The organism is Croceicoccus sp. Ery5, from assembly GCF_020985325.1.
In the GTDB taxonomy this organism is placed as follows: Bacteria; Pseudomonadota; Alphaproteobacteria; order Sphingomonadales; family Sphingomonadaceae; genus Croceicoccus.
The window spans coordinates 1,058,679-1,080,042 of sequence record NZ_CP087587.1; the positions used below are offsets into that span (position 1 = coordinate 1,058,679).

Here is a 21,364-nt window from a genome sequence, read left to right on the forward strand (position 1 = left end):
CTATTCCTCGCCCGAAGCGCGGTCGAACGGGGCAAGCGCTGCGATCCCTTCCTGCAGCGCTTCCGCGGCGGGCACGGCCAGCGCCAGATGGTCGATGCCGCGACAGATCGACGAATAGGCCGCCGCCAGGGCGAGGCTGACGGGTTCGTCCGAACCGATCATGCTGGCAACGCTCCACCCTGCTGCCGGATCGTGATAACCGCGGATCGCGCCGCGCAGGTCGATGAATTCCGGATCGCGCGAAATATGCAGGATCAACTCGTCATAGGCGCGCAGGATCGGTTGCCGGTCGTTCACCAGCACCTGCACGATGGCGTGGCGCAGATTGCCGGCAAGGCCTGTCAACCGTTCCGCCGTGCCCGCATGGTTGCGATAGAGCATTTCGAAGGCGCGCCGGATCAGGCTGGATTTCGAGCCGTAGTGATAGGACGTGCTGCCCAGCGTCGTGCCCGCTTCGTGCGCGACATTGCGGAAGGTGAGGGCGGCAAAGCCCGATTGCAGCAGGATGCGCGCAGCCGCCTGATCGAGCGGGTCGGGCTCGGCCCCGTCCTCCGCCACTCCGAATTCGTGTGCTGCCAGATCGCGGAAGGCCTGCCGGATCTGCGGGCGGGGCAGCGGATGATTTTCGACAAAGGCGAACAGAACCTGCGCCGTCTCTCCGGTCAGGGCGCGGTCGAGCGGGCGGTTCCAGCGCAGGACATGCTGCGAAACCTCTCCATCGAAATAGAGCGCCAGCATCGCGGCGTGCGCCTCCATGCCGGTGATGGCGGCGAATTGTGCCCAGAAGCGACGCCAGAGCGCCATCCATGCGCCATGCGCCTGCCCGTTGCCGCCGTTTCCGCCGTTCGGAGCAGCGCTGCACGCCTCGCGCATGGCCATGGCGAGCGGCCGCTCACCTTCGCACCAGTCGTCGATCAGACCGGCCACCAGCGCGGCGCGGGCAGACGTATCGAGCGGCCGTTCGCGGACCCATTCCAGCCCGTCCAGCCGGTCTTTCATCCATGCTTCGGCCTGCTGCAAAGCCTCTTGCTGCGCCGCCGCATACAAGTGTTCCAGATTTCCGAAGTGATAATCGATCGCGGATGCCGCGCAACCGGCGCGGGCCGCAATCGTGCGGACCGAGACATTCGCGCTCGAAGAATCGCTCCAGCTGGCCAGAGTCGCGGCCAGCAGGCGGTCGAAAGTCTCAAAAATGACAGAATTGTGTATTTTTTCTGACTTCATTTTGATGTCTGCTTGTCTCTTATGGCAATTGTGCCGCTCAATTCGCGACTAATCAACCTCTCCATACAGTCGCTTATCAATATAGGGTCTTTGCGTCACAAAAGTTACATACAGACGTTCTAGCCGCCGCCCCGAAATCAACGCTTAGGGGTCTTTGGGTCATGCGTCTTACCGTTCCGTCCACGCGCCGTCGTCTGCTGTGCAGCGCGGCTGTCGTCTCGTTCTTCGCTGCCGGTCATGCGTCGGCAGAGGAAGCCGAAACAATCGCTGCCGAAACGGCCAGCGAAACCGAATATGCCGGTGCGGATATCGTCGTCAGCGGTTCGATCGTTCAGGCGCAGGAAGATTCGATCGAGGCCAAGCGCAAGGCGGTAAACGTGACCGATATCGCCTCCGCCGACGCCGCCGCCCGCTTCCCCGACCAGAATGCCGCCGCCGCGCTTGCGCGCCTGCCTGCGGTCGCGGTGCAGCGCGATCAGGGTCAGGAACGCTATATCCAGGTGCGCGGCGCGCCCAACCGCTGGACTTCGGTCAGCATCGACGGCGTGCCGATGATCGGCGTGGACGAAGGGGGCGAAAGCCGCGCCTTCCGCTTTGACGCGATCCCCGCGGTGATGCTGTCGGAAATGGCGATCAACAAGTCGCTGACGTCGGACCTGCAGGCCGATTCGGTCGTCGCGACCATCAACCTCAAAACCTATTCCCCGCTGGACCGCACAGGTTTCCACGTCGACGGCGATGTCGGTTACGGCTTCATGGATCTGGGCGACGGCGAACAGCGCCAGGGTTCGTTGCGCGCGTCATGGTCGAACGAGAGCTTTGGCGTGGTGGTCGGCGGATCGCATTACCGTCGCAAGCAGGTCACCGACAATCGCGAGGCATCGTATGACAGCGAGACGATGGACCCGACCAGCTTCTCCGTCCGCAATTACAAGCTGGAACGCTGGAACAATGGCCTGTTCGGCGGACTGGAATGGAGCCCCGACGCAGGCCAGCGCGTGTTCGCCAAATTCATCTATTCCGAATTCAGCGATGACGAACAGCGCAACCAGTATGACTTTGGCGTCAGCGGCAACGATGTCGTCAGCATGCGCGGCAGTTTCAACTATGGCGAATACCGCAACCGCAACTACATCGGCACGATCGGCGGGGATTACGACGATCTCGACGGGTTCACCGCTTCGTTCAAGCTGAACTATACGCGCACCGAAAACACCACCGACCTGCCGCTGATCATGTCGAGCGCTTCGGCCCTGCCCGAGATGACGGTCGATTATTCCAACCCCGAATTCCCGATCTTCACCGTGGAAAGCGGCACCTTTGAACAGGCCGGCCTGTCGACGACCAGCGCGATCCTGCTGCCGCTGATTCAGGAAACAACGTCCGACAGCTATACGCTGAAGGGCGATATTTCCAAGGAAGCGGGCGATCTGACCCTCTTTGCGGGCATGCTGTTCGCCGACCGCGATGTTCAGGGCAACACCATGTCGCAGTCGAGCTATGTGCCGCTTGCCTATGGCATGGCGATCGGGCAGCCGTTCGACATCAATTCCTATATCACCGACCGCCCGTGGGAGACGAATTTCCCCTCCGGCCTTGCGCTGAACTATGCCGATAACAAGGCGATGACGGGCGATGCGATGGACCTGCTCGACGGGCTGGCCGCCGCGGGGCTGTGGGATCCGTCCAGCGCCATCGCGCCCACCACGCTTTACGGGCAAAAGGAACGCACGCTGGCGGGGTACGGCATGGCGCAATATGCCAGCGGCCCGCTGACTGTGATCGGCGGCCTCAGGATCGAAAAATATTCGATGGAGAACACCGGCCAGCTTCAGTCGGTCGCCACTGACGGGTCGACGGTCTTCACGCCCCAGACCTATGATTACGACAAGACCGATTTCTTCCCCAGCCTGAACCTGAAGTTCGAGGCGAGCGACGATGTGGTCCTGCGTCTGGCGGGGCAGCGCGGCGTCTCGCGCCCGGCCTATGGCGCGATCCGCGTAGGGGCCAGCATCAACGACACGGCGACGCCGGGTACGATTTCGGGCGGCAATCCGGCGTTGAAGCCCGAATATACCTGGGGCGCGGATGCCAGCGTCGAATATTACCTGCCGGGCAACGGCCTGCTGTCGGTCGCCGGTTTCTATCGCTGGGTCGACAATGTGTTCTACAGCTCGGCCGAATTCGTCACGTCGGATTTCTATGACAGCGACGGGTTCGACCGCACGGGCTATATCCTTGGCGGCACCTATAACGGGGAAAGCGGGAAGCTGTATGGCGTGGAATTCAACGCGCTGAAGCAGTTCGATTTCCTGCCCGGACCGCTCGACGGATTGGGTTTTCAGGGGAACCTGACGCTGCTCGACGGCGATTTCGATACGCCCACCGAAAGTGGACTGCCGTTTCAGGGCATGTCGGACACCATCGCTAATGCCTCGCTGTTTTATGAGAAATACGGCATTTCGGCGCGCGTCAGCTATCAATGGCGGTCGGACTGGACCGATACGCTGGGCGGCATGGGCGCGGGCGAGAACCGCAAGGGATACGAAAACCTCGACGTGTCGCTGCGCTATGCGGTGACCGATGCGTTCACGCTTTACGCCGATCTCGCCAATCTGACCGACGAGAAATACATCGCCTACGCCGACGCGATCTCTCACCCGACCGAGGTGGAACAGATCGGTTCGCGTTACATGTTCGGCATCCGTTTCAGCTTTTGAGGTGACCATGCGCAAGACCGCATTCGCAATCGCTACCCTTGGCCTTTTCGTGCAGGCGGGGGCGGCATCGGCCAAGAATATCGTCCTGTCGAACGACGACGGGCTGACCAGTAATGTGCTGGCGCTGTACAAGGCGCTGAAAGAGGACGGGCATGACGTGATCGTGTCGGTTCCCTGCCAGAACCAGAGCGGTATGGGCGCGGCCATTCTGGTCGGTCGCCCGCTGACCCCGCTGAAACAGAACTGCCTTGCCGATGCGGCCGATGCGGGCGCGCCCGCCGCCGGTCCGATGACGCGCGAGGGGCTGCCCGAAGGCGACTTCTTTTACGTCGACGGGACGCCGGTGATGTCGATGCTGTACGGTGTCGACGTGCTGGGCCAGAAGCGTTGGGGCAAGGCGCCCGATCTGGTGCTGTCGGGCCCGAACGAAGGGCAGAACGTGGGCGCGATCGTGCTGAGTTCGGGGACGGTCAGCAATGCGCAATATGCCGCCGTGCTGGGCCATCCCGCCATCGCGCTGAGCGCGGGTGCGCGCACGGTGGACGAGGAAGGGCTGGACCATCCCGATTCCGCCACGGTCGCCGCACTGTCGGCCGATCTGGTCGAGGCACTGGCAAAGCAGGCGGGCGATGGTCCGATGCTGCCCGCGGGAATCGCGCTGAACGTCAATTTCCCCGACAGGCTGGAAGGGGCGGAATGGCTGCTTTCCCGCATCGGCACCTATAACGCCTATGCCATGAAGTTCAGCGACGACATGGCCGCCAGCGCCACGCAGGTGATGAAGGCGATGGCGGCAGAGCGCGGCATGGAAATTCCCGCCCTGCCGGGTCTGTCCTTTGGCATGAACACAGCCAAGCCGACGGAGGAGCAGGCTTCGGACGAATCCATCGTCTATCGCAGCGCCATCGCCGTCAGCCCGATGCAGGCGGGCTATGCCGCCGGTGCGGCGGACGAAGCGCTGATTGCCGAAAAACTGGCCGGTTTCCTGACCGCGCCCGCCGAATAAGGGAAACTGTTCGATGCGTAAGATTGCACTGCCGCTGGCAGCCCTGTTCCTGCTGCCCGCTTGCGAGCAGGCGGCAACCACCGAAGCGACCGCCGAAACCCTGTCGCCCGTTGCCGCGAACGAGATGGCGCTGGCCGATGCGCGCCGCGTGCTCGACCTGGAAGGCGGGGTCAATTTCCGCGATCTGGGCGGTTATCGCACCAACGACGGGCGGATCACCAAATGGGAAACGGTCTATCGCTCCGGCTCTCCCGCAGGGTTGACCGATGCCGATCTGGCCGAGCTGAAGCGGCGCGGTATCCGCACCTTCTGCGATTTCCGCGCCAATGACGAGCGCGAGGCCGAGCCGAACCGTTTTGTCGAGGCCAATTCGGATGTCGAATACTGGACCCGCAACTATTCCAGCGAAAGCGCCAGCGGCGATCTTTCGGCGGTTCTGGGCGGAGAGGACGCGAGCCCCGAGAAGACCCGCGCGACCATGATCGCCATGTACCGCGACCTGCCCGAGGCCAATGCCGACAGCTATCGCGCGATGTTCCGCTTTCTGGCCGAAGGCGCCACCCCGCTGACGTTCAATTGCACCGCGGGCAAGGACCGCGCGGGCACGGGGGCGGCGTTGCTGCTGACCATGCTGGGCGTCCCGCGCGAAACGGTGGTGGCCGATTATGCGATGTCGGACGATATCGTCGATTACCGCGCGCAGATGCAGGAAACGGCAGCGAAGAATCCTGCCTATGCCGCGCTGGCGCAAATGCCGTGGGAACTGGTCGCGCCGCTGGTGGCGTCGGACCCGGCCTATATCGAAAGCGCGCTGACGGCTCTGGAAGAGAAATATGGATCGGTCGATGCGTTCATCGAACGGGAATTGGGCGTCACGCCCGAAATGAAGGCGAATATCCGCGCCAATATGACCGAGACGGTGTGATTGGCAGGTCGGCTGGCTGGCGGGATGGATGCCCCGCCAGCCGCCGATTAGTCGTCAGACCCCGTAGAAAGATGTTGGGCAATCGCGGCGCAGGCCAGCAATTGCAACTGGTGAAAGATCATCAGCGGCAGGATGACCGGCCCGACCATCGCCGCCGGAAACAGCACGCCCGCCATGGGCACGCCCGAGGCCAGGCTCTTTTTCGAACCGCAGAACAGGATCGTGGCGCGGTCGGCCCGGTCGAACCCCGCCTTGCGCGCGGTAAAGGCGACGATGCCCAGCACCAGCGCCAGCAGCACACAGCACAGCGCGATGATCGCGGCCAGTTGCCATGGATCGATCTGGCGCCACAAACCGTCGACCACCGCCGCGCTGAACGCGGCATAGACCACCAGCAGGATCGACCCGCGATCGGTAAAGCCGACCAGCGCCTTGTGCCGGTCGATGAAACCCGCCGTGACGGGGCGAGAAAGATGGCCCGCCAGAAAGGGCAGCAGCAATTGCACCACGATCGCCTCTATCGAGGCGAGCGTGTCGCCCGACGCGCCCTGCGCCCCGATCAGCAGGGCGGTCAGCAGCGGGGTGATGAAAATGCCCGCAAAGTTCGAAAACGACGCCGCGCAGACCGCCGCCGGAACATTGCCCCGCGCGATGGATGTAAAGGCGATGGAGGATTGCACCGTCGACGGCAACAGCGTCAGGAACAGGAACCCCGTCGCCAGAATGCCGGGCAGGAACAGCGCCGCCAATGCCGACACGCCCAGACCCAACAGCGGAAACAGCGCAAAGGTCGCCAGAAATACGGTGATATGCAGCTTCCAGCTGGTCAGCCCCGACAGGATGGCCGCGCGCGACAGCTTTGCCCCGTGCAGAAAGAACAGCAGCGCAATCGCCGCCTTGACGACCCAGCCCAGCCAGACCGCCGCCATGCCCGATACCGGAAGCAGGCTGGCGACGATCACGCTGACCAGAATGGTAATGCTGAAACGGTCGATCTTGCGGAGAATTCTGAACAATCGGCACCCGATATCAATGGCGGGACCGATCCGATAGGCGGTTCGATCCCGCTTCGCCAGCGGCTATGGCCTAAAACGCATGCTTCACCGTCATGCCATAGGTTCGCGGATCGCCCGGCGTGCCGACGATCAGGCCGGTATTGCCGCCGGGCACCTGCAATTGTTCGAAATAATCGGTGCCGAACGCATTGCGAACCCAGCCAAACAGTTCCAGCCCGCTGTCCGCCCTGAAACCGGCGCGCAGATTGGTCAGCACGTAACCCTCCACCCATGTATAGGCCGATGGCGTCGGATTGCTGGAAAAGTTCGAGCGATAGCTGCCGTCGATCCCCACATAGGCCGCGCCGTCCAGCCCCAGAACAGTGACCGGCAGATTGCCTTCTGCGCCATAGGACAGGGACCATTCCGACACGCCGGGCAGGCGCTGGCCCGAAATGTCGCAATTGGCGGGGCTGATGCCGCCGGGCGTTCCGGGGGCGCTGGGGGTCTGCCCTTCGGCGGCAGTGGTGCCGCCCGACAATTCGGGCGGGCAGGGCGCATCGGTGAACCGGCGATAGGTGGCGTCGGTATAGGCCGCGTTGAGATAGGCGTTGAGCCGCGTGCCGGGCCGGACCGAGAAATCGGCCTCTATTCCCTGTGTCCGGACCTTGTCGGCATTGGCGAGATAGCCGCGCAGCACCCCAAGGCTGCCATTCGTGACCAGCGCCTGATAATCGCGGATGTCGGTGCGGAACGCGGCAAGGTTCAGCGTGACGCGCCGGTCCCAGAACCGCGCCTTCACGCCGATCTCGACATGGTCCACCTTTTCGGGATCGACCGTCGCGGCGGCCAGTATCGGCTGCCCGCTGGCATCGCCGGGCACGCCGTTCAGATTGACCCCGCCCGATTTGAAGCTTTTGGCATAGGTCGCATAGGCAAGGATCTCGTCCGCCAGCCGATAGCTTGCGGTAAGGTCATAGCTGAAGTTCCAGTCGCTGTAATCCACCTCGAAATATTGCGGGGCCAGAACGGCGCGCTGGGCAATGATGCGCGGGTCGGTGCTGTCGAAGGTAACGGCCTGCCCGTCGCCATTGGTCACCACCGAATCGTAAACCCCGTCCTTGCTGTCGTAATTCAGCCGCACGCCGGGGCGCAGGGTCAGGCGCGGCAGGACTTGCCAGCTCAGCTGTCCGAACAATGCCGCGCTGGTATTGTCGAGCGTAATCGAATTGCGCGCGGTCAGCCCGTCGAGCACGGAGGGATCGGCGCTGAGCGGGTTCGACGGGGCAATCAGCCATGCGCTGGCGGCGGGGCCCTGCTGCTGGCTGCCCTGCGTATCGACGCTTTGCCGGAACGCGAAGGCACCCAGCGTATATTCCAGCGCGCTGTCGCCGCCCGACAGGCGGAATTCCTGCGTGAACTGGTCCTGCTGCGACGGATTCTGCGACAGGGTCGTAATCGGCAGGCCGGTGAAGTCGCGGTCGTTTTCGGGCTTCCAGTCCCAGAACCGCCATGCGCTGATCGAAGTGAGCGTACCGATACCGCTATCCCACACCGCCTTGACCGACGCGCCGCCAATCCTGTTGCCCACGTTCAGCGAGGCATCGAGATCGGTCACGCGGTCGAAAGCGTCGCTGCCGGGCGCGCTGTAATTCTGCGCGGCGGCCAAAGCCTCGTACTGGCGGTCGATTGCGCGCTGCGTCGCGCCGGTGCGGACGAAGACGGTGCCGCAGCATTCGGGGTCCTGTTCGCTGTAATCGGCGGACAGGGTGACCGACAGAGTATCGGCTGCTTCCCACAGCAGCTGGGCGCGCAGGCCCAGATTGTCCTGTTCGTTGATCCAGCGGTCGGTCGTCACGTTCCACAGCGTGCCGCGCCTGCCGGTGGAGGACAGCGCCAGCCGCGCCGCGACATGGTCGGACAGCGGGCCGGAAACGGCGGCCTTGGCTTGCCGGAAACCCAGATTGCCGACGGAAATTTCGGCCCGTCCCTCGAAATCGAATGTGGGCTGGTGCGTGCTGATATTGATCGCGCCTGCCGTGGTGTTCTTGCCGTATAAGGTGCCTTGCGGGCCGCGCAGCACTTCGATCCGCTCGACGTCGAGGAAATCGAACGTGGCCGATGCCACGCGCGAGAAATAGACATCGTCGACATAGATGCCCACGCCCTGTTCGATGCCGTCATTGGTCAGGCCGAATGGCACGCCGATACCGCGGATGTTGACTGCGGTGTTGCGCGGGTTGCTGCTGTAATATTGCAACGTTGGGGTCAGCTGTTGCAGGCGGCCCACGTTGAACGACCCGGTACTGTCGATATGCTCGCCCCCCACGACCGAGATCGCGATGGGCACGTCCTGCACGGTTTCCCGACGCCGCCGCGCGGTGACGAGGATGTCGCCGCTATCCTCCGCCCCCGTGCCTACGGAGGACGGACTGGCGGAGGACGGACTGGCGGAGGACGGACTGGCGGAGGGGGATGGCGGCACGGCGGCATTGTCCTGCGCGAACGCAGGTGTTGGCAGGGACAGGATGGCCAGCGAGGGCAGCAGGCCCGGTCGGAAACGCCCCACGGGGCGCGAACGGATGGTCGGATGCATGAAATACCCTTTGAAACAGGGGACTTCGCATCCGGTGGTCCGGTCTGCTCTGTCGGATGATGTCGGTTGATCCGGCGCCTAGGTAAAGCGCCGGCGTTCGGTGATATCCAGCTGCATGAGCCGCCCGTCATGGACGGTCAGCTGGATCACGCCATAACGGATCTGGCCCAGCGCCTCGGCAATCGCCTGCAGCGGTTCGGGCAGGTTCAGCCCCTCGATCGACAGGGGGGCGGTGCGGTCAGCGGGCTTTTCGGGCACGCGATCCTTGCTGTGATGCATGTCCTTGGTCTCCACAATCGAAACGCGGGGAACGGCTCCCCGCGCTGCTGCTGATATTCTCAACCAATCTTGTTGACAATAAGGCGTGCGGCGCAAATTCGCTTTTCGCGGCCAAGCATTTTCTTTTCGCGGCGGGCTGAAAATCCTATTCGCGCTCTTCGAACGGGCCGGTGATGTCGCCCAGCGGTATCGGATCGGACAATCGCACCGCATCCAGCAAATCCGCCGTCCGGTCGCGCACCTGCAGCATCAGCGCGCGGGTGCGGCATTCGTGTTCTTCCAGACAATTCTTGCATTTTTCATGCGCGAACCGGCTGGCGCAGGGGACCAGTGCCAGCGACCCGCGCATCACGCGGATCAGATCGCCATAGGTGATGTCGATCGGCGGGATCGACAGGCGATAGCCGCCGTCCTTGCCCCGCTGCGATTCGACGATCCCGAACCGCGTCAGTTCCGACAGGATCACCGTCAGGAACTTGGGCGGGATGTTCTGTGCCTGTGCGATTTCGGCAAGCGGCACCGTGTGCTGGCCGTAATGATCGGCCAGATGCTGCATGGCGCGGATCGCATAGCGGGTCTTCTGGGATAGCACGGCAAGGCCATGCCCCAATGCCGCGCGGCTGACAAGAAATCACCGGCGGGAAATGCGCCGCGAAAATAATGCGCGCGCCGCAGCCACAGGCAATTGCCGTTGCGGGCGCGGTTATCGGCATTGCGCCGCCATTCGCTAGACTGGCAGGCGTTAAGGGTGATGCATTGACCAAGAATATCGTGACGCTTTCGGACAAGTATGACCGGCCCGACGGGCAGGTCATGCTGAACAGCATGCAGGCGGTGGTGCGCCTGCTGCTTGATCAGGCGCGCCGCGACCGTGCGGACGGCTGGCAGACGGGCGGCTATGTCACCGGCTATCGCGGATCGCCGATCACCACGCTGGACGCGCAATTATGGGCGGCGGAAAAGCAGCTGGCGGCGCATGACATCCGGTTCGAACCCGGCCTGAACGAGGAACTGGCCGCCACATCGCTGCGCGGGGCGCAGCAGGTGGACTGGTTCGGCAAGGCGCGGGTCGAGGGCATTTTCGCGCTGTGGTACGGCAAGGGTCTGGGCGTCGACCGCGCGCATGAAGCGCTGAAGCTAGCCAATCTGGAGGGGACTGCGTCCCGCGGCGGCGTGCTGGTGATGGCGGGCGACGATCATGCCGCCAAAAGCTCTGCCAGCGCGCATCAGTCCGAACAGAATCTGGCCGCCGCGTTCATCCCCGTGCTCTATCCCGCGACGACGGATGAATTGCTGTCCTATGGCCAGGCGGGATGGGCGCTGTCGCGCTTTTCGGGGCTGTATTGCGGGTTCAAGAGCGTGACCGATACGCTGGACCTGACCGCGACGGTCGATCTGCCGGGGGCGGGGTTCGCGATTGCCATGCCCGATTATGGCAGTCCGCCGCTCAACATCCGGCGCGGGATGCAGGCGCTGGAACAGGAAGCGCTGACCGTGGACCATCGCCTGCCCGCCGCGCAGGCATTCGTGCGGGCCAATGCGCTGGACCGGATCACCCATGGCGGGGCCGATAATGCGCTGACACTGGTGACCGCGGGCAAGGCATGGCTGGATGTCGCGCAGGCGCTGATCGATCTGGGGCTGACGCAGGACCGCTGTGCGAAACTGGGGCTGCGCGTGGCCAAGCTGGCGCTGGTCTGGCCGGTGGAGCCGCTGTTCGCGCGGCAGGCCTGCGCAGGTGCGCGCGAAGTGCTGGTGGTAGAGGAAAAGCGCAGCTTTATCGAGGATCAGCTGGCCCGATTGCTCTATGGCATGGCCGACGCGCCGGCGCTGTCGGGCAAGACCGCGCCCGACGGTTCGGCGCTGTTGCCTGCGGCCAATGTGCTGGATGCCGGTGCCGTGCGCCGCACGATTGTCGCGCGGCTGACGGCGCTGGGACGCATGGACGCGGAACTCTCCGCCCGCGCCGCCGAACTGGCACGGCGCGACCGCGCGGCAGGGGAACTGGCCGTCACGGCGATCCGCCCGGCCTATTTCTGTTCGGGCTGTCCGCATAACCGTTCGACCATCGTGCCCGACGGAAGCGGGGCGATGGGGGCGACGGGGTGCCACGGGCTTGCCCATTTCATGCCCGAACGGAACACGATGTGGACTGTCGGCATGGGATCGGAAGGCATGCCATGGGTCGCGGCGCAAAGCTTTGTCGATACGCCGCATTATTTCCAGAATCTGGGCGATGGCACCTATACCCATTCGGGCCTGCTTTCGATCCGCGCATCGGTCGCGGCGAAAAGCAATGTGACCTTCAAGATCCTGTATAACGATGCCGTGGCGATGACCGGCGGACAGCCGATGGAAGGCGGGCTGACCCCGTCGCAAATCGCGCGCGAACTGGTGGCCGAAGGCGTCGATCCGGTCGTCGTGGTCAGCGAAGACCCCGATGCGCTGCAAAAGGGCGACTTTCCCGCGGGGGTCGCGATCCGCCACCGGGACGAGCTGGATGCGGTGCAGCGGGAATTGCGGGTAAAAACCGGCACGTCCGCGATCATCTATGAACAGACCTGCGCCAATGAAAAGCGCCGCCGCCGCAAAAAGGGTGCGTTTCCCGATCCCGACAAGCGGCTGTTCATCAACAGCGCGGTTTGCGAAGGTTGCGGCGATTGTTCGGTGCAGTCGAACTGCCTGTCGGTGGAACCGGTGGAGACCGAATTCGGGCGCAAGCGGCGCATCAACCAGTCCAGTTGCAACAAGGATTTCACCTGCATCAAGGGGTTCTGCCCATCGTTCGTGACCGTCACGGGCGGAAAGCCCGCGCGGCGCGCAACCGATATGGCGGCGTTGGAACAACATATTGCCGCCTTGCCGGTGCCCGTGGTGGCCCCGTCGGATGCGGGGCATAACATGCTTGTCACCGGGATCGGCGGAACGGGCGTGCTGACCGTGGGGGCAGTGCTGGCCATGGCCGCCCATCTTGAAGGCAAGGCCGCCAAGGTGCTCGACATGACCGGCATGGCGCAAAAAGGCGGCGCGGTGACCAGCCATGTGCGCATTTCGGGCACAATCGATGCCATTCCCAGCGCCCGGCTGGGCACGCAGCAGGCCGATCTGGTGCTGGCCTGCGACCTGATCGTCGCCACCGCGCCCGATGTGCTGCGCGCCGCCGGACCCGATACGCGGCTGATCGCGAACGAGGATGTCGCCCCCACGGGCGAGTTCCAGACCAACCAGACGCTCGACCTGTCGGCCTATCGCTTTCTGTCCGCCATTGCGCAGCGCATTCCCGCCGACAGGACCGACCGGTTCCGCGCGGGCGATCTGGCGACGCGGCTGTTGGGCGATGCGATCTTTACCAATTTCATGATGATCGGCTTTGCCGCCCAGCGCGGCCTGTTGCCCGTGGGGCTGGACGCTCTGGACCGCGCGCTGACGCTGAATGGCATATCGGTAGAGGCCAATCGCCACGCGGTCGCGCTGGGCAGGCTGGCGGCGGTCGATCCCGACCGGTTGATGGCCCTGGCGGGGCTGGACCGGCCGGCGCCGCAAATGCCCGACAGTCTCGACGCCATGGTGGCCAGCCGCAGCGCGTTGCTGACGCAATACCAGAACCCTGCCTATGCCGCCGGTTACCGCGCATGGGTAGAGGATTTGCGCGACCGTCTGGCGGCAAGGGGGCTGGCGGCGGACGCGTTTCTGACCGGCGTGGCGCATCATCTGGCGCGGTTGATGGCGTATAAGGACGAATATGAAGTCGCGCGGCTGTTCGGCGATCCGGCCTTCCGCGCTTCGCTGGAAGAAGCGTTCGACGGGGATTTCACGCTTGCCTTCAATCTTGCGCCCCCGCTGCTGCCGCTGGGCAGGGACGCGATGACGGGGCGGCCGCGCAAGATTGCGCTGGGCGGCTGGATGCTGCCGCTGTTCCGCCTGCTGGCCAAGGGCAAGGGGCTGCGCGGGCGATGGATCGATCCGTTCGGCCACACGGCAGAGCGGCGGATGGAACGCGCCTTTCCGCAGGAATATCGCGCGATGATCGACAGGCTGGTCCCGCGACTGACCGCCGCGAACCTGCCGCTGGCCGAACAGATCGCGCAATCGGTGGCGGTGGTGCGCGGTTACGGGCCGGTGAAGCACGAAGGCGTCGCGCAATGGCGCGCCGACAGCGCGGCCCTGCTGGCCCGATACGAAAGCGAACCGACGAATACCCCCGCCGCAGAGCGGGAAGCGCGGCGCGAAATGGCGTAACCGCGAAAACGGGAAAGGATCGACACAGTGACCGACAGTAAAGTGGCCATCGTTACCGGCGCGGCAGGCGGGCTGGGCGAAGGCATCACGCGCAGGCTGGGCCGCGACGGGGTAAAGGTGGTGGGAACCGGCCGGAACGAGGGGAAGCTGTCCGCCCTGTCGGCCGCATTGGACGGCACGATGGACTTTGCCCATGTGGCGGTGGATCTGTCGGCGCAGGACGCGCCCAAGGCCATCGTCGATGCCGCGCTGGACCGGTTCGGGCGGCTCGACATGGTGATCAACAATGCCGGATCGTTCAATTTCGGTCCCGTCGACCAGACCACCGACGACATGCTGGACGAGGTACTGGGCATCTCGCTTCGCGCGCCTTTCCGGCTGTGCCGCGAGGCGATCCCCCATATGGGCGAAGGGTCGAGCATCGTCTTCATCGGTTCGACATGGGGCCTGTACGGCACGGCGGGCGGCGGTGCCTATAGCGCGGTGAAGGCGGGGCAGATCGGATTGATGCAAACGCTTGCCGCCGAATATGGCCGGCGCGGCATCCGGTCGAACTATGTCGCTCCGACCGTCGTCAAGACCGAGATGACCGAAGCCTATTGGGACGTCGATTTCTTTAAACGGATCAATTTCGAACTGACCCCGCTGGCGGGCTTCTGCCAGATCGAGGACGTGGCGAACATGGTCGGCTTCCTGTGTTCGGACGAGGCCCGCTTTGTCCATGGCCAGACCATCGCGGTCGATGGCGGCATATCGTCGACCCGCTTCGTCGATCCGGCTGCCATCGCGGCGGAGCGCGTATCGCCCTAGGGCGCTAATCCCATTGCCGCCGTGACTTTGTGGCGCCTTGCGGTCTAACGGGTGGCTGGAAAGCCGGTCGGGATAGGGCGCAGCAGTGGTCGAAACAGTCGATGCGATTGTCGTCGGGGCAGGGGTGGTCGGCCTTGCCATCGCGCGCGATCTGGCGCTGGCGGGCCGCGCGCCGCTGGTGCTGGATGGCGAAGCGCAGTTCGGTTCATGGACCAGCAGCCGCAATTCCGAAGTGATCCATGCGGGCCTGTATTATCCCGAAGGATCGCTGAAAGCGCGCCTGTGCGTCGAAGGGCGCGGCCTGCTGTACGATTTTTGCAAGGCGCGCGGCGTGCCGCATCGCCGGACGGGCAAGATCATATTCGCGCATGATGCCGCGCAAACGGGCGAACTGGACGCGATCGAGGCGCGGGGCCGGCAGGCAGGCGTTCGCGATCTGATCAGGCTGGACCGCGATGCCGTGCGCGCGCTGGAACCCGAACTTGCCTGCGCAGGCGCGCTGCTGTCGCCGTCGACCGGCATCGTCGACAGCCACGCCTTGATGCTGGCCCTGCTGGGCGAGGCGGAGGCACATGGCGCCATGCTGGTCACGGGCAGCCGGGTGGCGCGGATCGCGCGGGCTGGCGGTTTGTGGCAGGTTTTTCTGGACGGTGCGGACGAGGCGGTGGTGGCATCGCCCGTGCTGGTCAATTCGGCGGGGCTGGCGGCGCAGGAGCTGGCGCTGGCGATCGAAAAGCTGGACCCCGCCCATGTGCCGCCCGCCTTTTACGCGCGCGGCGTCTATTTCACCTATGGCGGCAAGGTGCCGTTCCGCCATCTGATCTATCCGGTGCCCGAACCCGGCGGACTGGGCACGCATCTGACGCTGGATTTGAACGGGCAGGCGCGCTTTGGCCCCGATGTCGAATGGATCGACGCGGTGGATTACACCGTCGATCCCGCGCGCCATGCCAAATTCGCCGCCGCCGCACGGCGCATCTGGCCCGCGCTTGATCCCGCGCGCCTGCAGGCCGGATATGCGGGCGTGCGGCCCAAGATCACCGGGCCGGGCGAAGCGGCGGGCGATTTCGTGATTTCCGGTCCCGCCGACCACGGCTGCGCGGGGCTGGTCAATCTGTTCGGAATCGAAAGCCCGGGGCTGACGTCGTCGATGGCGATTGCGCGCCTTGTATCCGGCAAACTGGATTAGAAGTGACGGAAATGCTGGACTAACGCGCGTCTGCCCCCCCATGCGGCGCGACATATTGCGCCGAAGGAGTGGTAGAGTTGAACAGGAATTGCGTGCTCAGCCTGTCATGCGACGACAGGCCGGGGCTGGTCGCCGCCATCGCGGGCTTTCTGGCGCAGCGCGGCGGCAATATTACCGATGCCGAACAATATAACGATCCTTCGACCGGCCGTTTCTTCATGCGCGTCGCATTTGACCACGGGCCGACCGATCCTGCCGATTATCGCAGCGGATTCGGTCCGCTGGCGGCAGAGCTGGGCATGGACTGGCGCTTGCGCGCGCCTGCGTACCGGCCCAAGGTGCTGATGATGGTCAGCAAGTTCGACCATTGCCTTGCCGACCTGCTGAACCGCAAGCGTTCGGGCGAGCTGGTGATGGATGTGGTCGCCATCGTGTCGAACCATCCCCGAGAGGCTTTGGCCGGTTCGCTGATCGGCGATATTCCGTTCCATCATCTGCCCGTATCGCGCGAGACGAAGGCGCAGCAAGAGGCGCAGGTCAAGGCGCTGGTCACGGCAACGGGGGCCGAGCTGGTCGTTCTGGCGCGCTATATGCAGATCTTGTCCGATGACATGGCGGCGTTCCTGTCGGGCCGCTGCATCAATATCCACCATTCCTTCCTGCCGGGGTTCAAGGGGGCCAAACCCTATCACCAGGCGCATGATCGCGGGGTGAAGATGATCGGCGCGACCAGCCATTACGTGACCGCCGATCTGGATGAAGGGCCGATCATCGTGCAGGACGTGCAGGCGATCACCCACAAGGACACGGCCGAGGATATGGTCGCGCGCGGGCGCGATGTGGAACGCCGCGTGCTGGCCCGCGCGGTCAAGGCGCATCTGGAGGACCGCGTGTTCCTGAACGGCGACCGCACGGTGGTGTTCAGCGACTAGGTGTTCAGCGGCTAGGTGCTCAACGACTGGGCGCTCAGCGTTCGCCGGACGGCATCGTGCCATCCGGCCAGCAGGTCCAGCCGCTCTGCCGCTTTCATCTGCGGGGTAAAGATGCGCCCCTCGCTCCGCGTGGCGGACAGCGCCGCCAGATCGGGCCACACGCCCGTCGCCAGGCCCGCATGGAACGCCGCACCCAGCGCCGTCGTTTCCAGATGGGCGGGGCGTTCGACAGGCACCTCGACCATGTCGGCCAGAAACTGGCACAGCCAGTCGTTCGCCGCCATCCCGCCATCGACCCGCAGGCCGGCCAGCGCTTCGGCGCCGTCAGCCGTCATGGCATCGGCAAGATCGCGCGTCTGATAGGCGACCGCCTCCAGCGCGGCGCGCGCCAGATGCGCCTGCGTCGCGCCCAGTGTCAGGCCAAAGATCGCCCCGCGCGCATCGGGGTCCCAATGCGGCGCGCCCAGCCCGACAAAGGCGGGCACCATATAGACGCCGTGATTATTGGGCACCTGCGTCGCCATGTCATGCGTGTCGCTGGCGTGGGTGATCACGCCGATCCCGTCGCGCAGCCATTTGATCGCCGCGCCCGCGACGAAAATCGACCCTTCCAGCGCATATGTCATCTCTCCGCCAAGCCGGTAGGCGGGCGTCGTCAGCAGGCGGCTGTGCGACTCCACCGCCTCGGCCCCGGTGTTCAGCAGCATGAAGCAGCCCGTGCCATAGGTGCTTTTCGCCATGCCCCGTTCGAAACAGGCCTGCCCGAAAAGGGCGGCCTGCTGGTCGCCCGCCATGCCCGCGATCGGGACCGGAGCGCCCAGCACATCGACCTCGCTGGTGCCGAAGACATGCGAATTGTCCCGAACCTGCGGCAGTATCGCCATGGGCACGCGGAACAGGCGGCACAGATCCTCGTCCCATTGCTGGGCGCGGATGTCATACAGCAGCGTGCGCCCCGCATTGGTCACGTCGGTCGCATGCACCCTGCCGCCCGTCAGCCGCCAGAGCAGGAAGCAGTCGATCGTGCCGAATGCCAGATCGCCCCGTTCGGCGCGGCTGCGGGCACACGCGACATTGTCCAATATCCACGCCAGCTTGGTCGCAGAGAAATAGGGATCGATCAGCAGGCCGGTTTTTGCCCGCACGGCTGCTTCCTCTCCCGCCGCCTTCATTTCGGCGCAAAGCCCCGCTGTGCGCTTGTCCTGCCATACGATGGCGCGATGGACGGGTTCGCCCGTATGGCGGTCCCATACCACCACCGTCTCGCGCTGGTTGGTGATGCCGATGCCCGCGATATCGGCGGCGGCCAGCCCCGCCTGCGCCACGGCCTCCTGCATGACGGCCAGCGTGTCGCGCCAGATGTCCTTGGCATCGTGCTCTACCCATCCGGGACGGGGGTAATGCTGCGCGAATTCGCGGCGCGCGGTGGCCAGCGCATTCGCATTGCCGTCGAACACGATCGCCCGCGTGCTGGTGGTGCCCTGGTCGATGGCCAGGATATGTCGTGCTCGATCCGGGGACATGATGTGCTTTTCCGCTCGCTCGCTTGTTCTTGTCTGGCTGCGGGCTAATCTATTGCCCGCACAGCAAAAGGAGCAAGCGTGCCCGAACCCGAACTGACTGAATTCGACATTCTGATCGTGGGCGGCGGCGTGAACGGCGCGGGAATCGCCCGCGATGCGGCGGGGCGCGGGCTGCGGGTGCTGCTGGTGGAACAGGACGATCTGGCGAATTACACCTCGTCATCCTCGACTAAGCTGATCCACGGCGGGCTGCGCTATCTGGAATATTACGAGCTGCGGCTGGTGCGCGAATCGCTGATCGAGCGGGAGCGGCTGCTGGGCATGGCGCCGCATATCATCTGGCCGCTGCGCTTTGTGCTGCCGCAATCGCAATCGCCGCGTCCCGCTTGGATGGTGCGTGCGGGCCTGTTCCTCTACGACCATCTGGGCGGACGCAAGCGCCTGCCGGGGACCGCGACGGTCGATCTGTCGACCGACCCGATGGGGCAAGGGCTGAAGGACGGGGGCAAGGCGTTCCTCTATTCCGACTGCTGGGTAGAGGACAGCCGCCTGACCATTTTGAACGCGATGGATGCGGCGCTGCGCGGGGCCGATATCCGCACCCGCACGCGGCTGACCGGCGCGCGGGAAGAGGGCGGAACATGGATCGCAACGCTGGCCGATGCGCAAGGCACGCAGCAGGTGCGCGCCCGCATGCTGGTCAATGCGGCAGGACCATGGGTGGACGAGGTGCTGCGCAATCTGGGCCGCGCGCGCAACGACGCCGGGGTGCGGCTGGTCAAGGGCAGCCATATCGTGGTGCCCCGCCTGTTTGACGGCAATCATGCCTTCATGCTGCAGAACCCCGACCGGCGCATCGTTTTCGCCATTCCCTATGAACGCGATTACACGCTGGTCGGCACGACCGACCAGCCGTGGGAGGGCGCACCCGCCAGGGCGGACATCAGCGATGGGGAAACCGCCTATCTGTGCGATACGGTCAACCGCTATTTCACTGCGCAAATCGGGCCTGCCGATGTGGTGTGGAGCTATGCCGGCATCCGCCCGCTCTATGACGACCATGCCGCCAATGCGTCGGCGGTGACGCGCGACTATGTGCTCGACCTCGACGATGCCGATGGCCGCGCGCCCCTGCTGTCGGTCTTTGGCGGAAAGATCACGACCTATCGCAAGCTGGCCGAACATGCGTTGCAGGAAATGGCGGGGATCTTCCCCAAGGCGGGGCGCGCGTGGACGGCGGGCATCACCTTGCCCGGCGGAGAGCTGCCCGGCGGCGATTTCGATGCGTTTCTGGCGGCGCTGACCGCCCGCCATCCCGGCATTCCGTCCGACCTGCTTTACCGGCTGGCCCGCGCCTATGGCACAAGGGCCGATCTGCTGCTGGGCGAAGCCGCGTCGGTTTCGGCGCTGGGGCGCGATTTCGGCGGACAGCTATTCCGGCGCGAAGTCGATTATCTGGTCGAACACGAATGGGCGCGCACGGCAGAGGACATCTTGTGGCGCCGGTCCAAGCTGGGCCTGCATGTGCCCGCCGAAACGGCGCAGGCGCTGGACGAATATCTGGCCGCGCATGTCCCGCCGGTTGCAGTCAGATCGCCGAGCTGAACCGCCGCGGCGATTGCTGGCGATAGGGATCGAACAGCGCCGCGATCCCGCGTGCATAGGGCAGGCCTTCGGGTGTGATGTGCAGATGCTCGCCCTGCATGGCGGCAAGGCCGCGATCCTCGAACACGGCCAGCCGGTCGCTGACCTCGGCGCGCAGGGCAGGGGGCACCCATGCGGCCTGCTGGCACAGCAGCCCTTCGATCACCGATGCGCGCAGGCGGTCGTTATCGCTGCGGGCGATGCCGCGTTCGACCGGCAGCCGCCCTTCGCCCGCGATCATGCGGTAACGCCCGCTGTTCTTCTCGTTCTGCGACAGCAGATCGGGAAAGCTGCTGATCGCCGATGCGCCAAGCCCGATCAGAACGGGTGCCTCGTCATCGGTAAAGCCCTGAAAATTCCGGCGCAGCGTGCCCGACAGGGCCGCGCGGGCCAGCGGGTCGTGCCCCGGCTTGGCAAAATGGTCGAAGCCGACGGGGGCATAGCCATGGGTACAGAAATAGCTGTAGCCGAGCGAGGCCATGGCAAAGCGCGCGCCGGCATCGGGCAATTGGCTGTCGTCGATGGCGGCCTGCCGCTTTACGATATGCGGCACATGGGCATAGCCGAACAGCGCCACCCGGTCCGCGCCCAGAACGCGGGTGCGGTGCATGGAATCGACCAGATCTTCCTGCGTCTGCATCGGCAGCCCGTACATCAGGTCGAAATTCATCGATCCGACCCCCGCATCGCGCAGCCAGTCAACCGCGCGGACGATCTCGTCCTCGGCCTGAACGCGGCCGATGGCCTTTTGGCAATGGGGGGCGAATGTCTGCACGCCCAGGCTGGCGCGCTCTATCCCGACATGGCCGATCACATGCGCCCAGTCCGCCGTCATCGAACGCGGGTCCAGTTCGATCGACAGCACCGGATCGACCAGCGCGAATTCCAGCGTCAGCCGGTCCATCAGCCGCACGAAATCGACGGGATCGAGCGCGTTGGGACTGCCCCCGCCGAACGACACGCGCCGCACGCGGGCATGGCGCGGCAATAGCGATGCCGTCAGCGCGATTTCGCGATAGAGCGCCGCCAGATAGGAATCGAGCCGCTGGCGGCGGCCCGACGCGCCGGTGTTGCAGCCGCAGTAAAAACAGATCTTCTCGCAAAAGGGGATATGGACATAGAGCGAGACATCGCCCTCTGCGCGCTGGATCGCGTCACGCGTGACATCGGGCGATAGCGGGCCGAATTCGGCCGCGGTCGGAAAGCTGGTGTAACGCGGCACCGGCGTTGCCAGCAGATCGGGATGATAAGGCCACATGAGGCCTTTGTTTCACGCAGCAGG

General features: G+C 64.7%; 15 protein-coding genes. 8 read left to right on the plus strand and 7 right to left on the minus strand.

Annotated elements, in window-relative coordinates; translation table 11 throughout:
* A complete protein-coding gene (locus LOZ74_RS04995; RefSeq protein WP_230293165.1) occupies positions 1–1,224 on the minus strand; it encodes a TetR/AcrR family transcriptional regulator in 1,224 nt (407 codons plus the stop codon).
* A 161-nt stretch (positions 1,225–1,385) separates the two neighbouring features.
* Between LOZ74_RS04995 and LOZ74_RS05000 the strand changes: the two genes are divergently transcribed.
* Genes LOZ74_RS05000 through LOZ74_RS05010 form a run of 3 tightly spaced genes read left to right on the plus strand, consistent with a single transcriptional unit; the run spans position 1,386 to position 5,875 of the window.
* Positions 1,386–3,944 (plus strand): TonB-dependent receptor, encoded by a 2,559-nt coding sequence (locus LOZ74_RS05000; protein WP_230293166.1) that lies wholly within the window; start codon positions 1,386–1,388, stop codon positions 3,942–3,944.
* A gap of 7 nt (positions 3,945–3,951) precedes the next feature.
* Positions 3,952–4,950, plus strand: coding sequence for a 5'/3'-nucleotidase SurE (locus LOZ74_RS05005; protein ID WP_230293167.1), 999 nt, complete (start codon positions 3,952–3,954; stop codon positions 4,948–4,950).
* 13 nt (positions 4,951–4,963) lie between these two features.
* The gene (locus LOZ74_RS05010; RefSeq protein ID WP_230293168.1) at positions 4,964–5,875 is read left to right on the plus strand and encodes a tyrosine-protein phosphatase; all 912 of its coding nucleotides are present in this window, start codon (positions 4,964–4,966) and stop codon (positions 5,873–5,875) included.
* Positions 5,876–5,922: 47 nt separating this feature from the next.
* On the opposite strand, the gene LOZ74_RS05015 is transcribed toward LOZ74_RS05010, so the two are convergent.
* The 4 genes from LOZ74_RS05015 to LOZ74_RS05030 form a co-directional block, all read right to left on the minus strand.
* Entirely contained in the window at positions 5,923–6,891 is a 969-nt protein-coding gene (locus LOZ74_RS05015) for a bile acid:sodium symporter family protein (protein WP_230293169.1), read from the minus strand.
* A 70-nt stretch (positions 6,892–6,961) separates the two neighbouring features.
* Positions 6,962–9,466 carry a TonB-dependent receptor gene (locus tag LOZ74_RS05020; protein ID WP_230293170.1) on the minus strand — a complete coding sequence of 835 codons (2,505 nt, stop codon included), beginning with the start codon at positions 9,464–9,466 and terminating at the stop codon, positions 6,962–6,964.
* A gap of 78 nt (positions 9,467–9,544) precedes the next feature.
* Entirely contained in the window at positions 9,545–9,745 is a 201-nt protein-coding gene (locus tag LOZ74_RS05025) for a YezD family protein (protein ID WP_230293171.1), read from the minus strand.
* Positions 9,746–9,890: 145 nt separating this feature from the next.
* A complete protein-coding gene (locus tag LOZ74_RS05030; RefSeq protein ID WP_230293172.1) occupies positions 9,891–10,337 on the minus strand; it encodes an Rrf2 family transcriptional regulator in 447 nt (148 codons plus the stop codon).
* A gap of 164 nt (positions 10,338–10,501) precedes the next feature.
* Between LOZ74_RS05030 and LOZ74_RS05035 the strand changes: the two genes are divergently transcribed.
* From LOZ74_RS05035 to purU, 4 genes are all read left to right on the plus strand, one after another.
* The gene (locus LOZ74_RS05035; RefSeq protein ID WP_230293173.1) at positions 10,502–13,984 is read left to right on the plus strand and encodes an indolepyruvate ferredoxin oxidoreductase family protein; all 3,483 of its coding nucleotides are present in this window, start codon (positions 10,502–10,504) and stop codon (positions 13,982–13,984) included.
* A 27-nt stretch (positions 13,985–14,011) separates the two neighbouring features.
* Positions 14,012–14,794 carry an SDR family NAD(P)-dependent oxidoreductase gene (locus LOZ74_RS05040; RefSeq protein WP_230293174.1) on the plus strand — a complete coding sequence of 261 codons (783 nt, stop codon included), beginning with the start codon at positions 14,012–14,014 and terminating at the stop codon, positions 14,792–14,794.
* A gap of 85 nt (positions 14,795–14,879) precedes the next feature.
* Positions 14,880–15,983: an NAD(P)/FAD-dependent oxidoreductase gene (locus tag LOZ74_RS05045; protein ID WP_230293175.1), complete on the plus strand. Its 1,104-nt coding sequence runs from the start codon at positions 14,880–14,882 to the stop codon at positions 15,981–15,983.
* Between the two features lie 77 nt (positions 15,984–16,060).
* Positions 16,061–16,915, plus strand: coding sequence for a formyltetrahydrofolate deformylase (gene purU, locus LOZ74_RS05050; RefSeq protein ID WP_230293176.1), 855 nt, complete (start codon positions 16,061–16,063; stop codon positions 16,913–16,915).
* 11 nt (positions 16,916–16,926) lie between these two features.
* Here purU and glpK read toward each other — a convergent pair whose 3' ends face one another.
* On the minus strand, positions 16,927–18,438 hold the full coding sequence (gene glpK / locus LOZ74_RS05055) for a glycerol kinase GlpK (RefSeq protein WP_230293177.1): 1,512 nt from the start codon (positions 18,436–18,438) through the stop codon (positions 16,927–16,929).
* A gap of 78 nt (positions 18,439–18,516) precedes the next feature.
* On the opposite strand from glpK, the gene LOZ74_RS05060 reads away from it, so the two are divergent.
* Positions 18,517–20,043 (plus strand): glycerol-3-phosphate dehydrogenase, encoded by a 1,527-nt coding sequence (locus LOZ74_RS05060; protein WP_230293178.1) that lies wholly within the window; start codon positions 18,517–18,519, stop codon positions 20,041–20,043.
* Here LOZ74_RS05060 and hemN read toward each other — a convergent pair.
* The gene (gene hemN, locus LOZ74_RS05065; protein ID WP_230293179.1) at positions 20,027–21,340 is read right to left on the minus strand and encodes an oxygen-independent coproporphyrinogen III oxidase; all 1,314 of its coding nucleotides are present in this window, start codon (positions 21,338–21,340) and stop codon (positions 20,027–20,029) included. The genes LOZ74_RS05060 and hemN overlap by 17 nt on opposite strands.
* Positions 21,341–21,364: the final 24 nt, after the last annotated feature.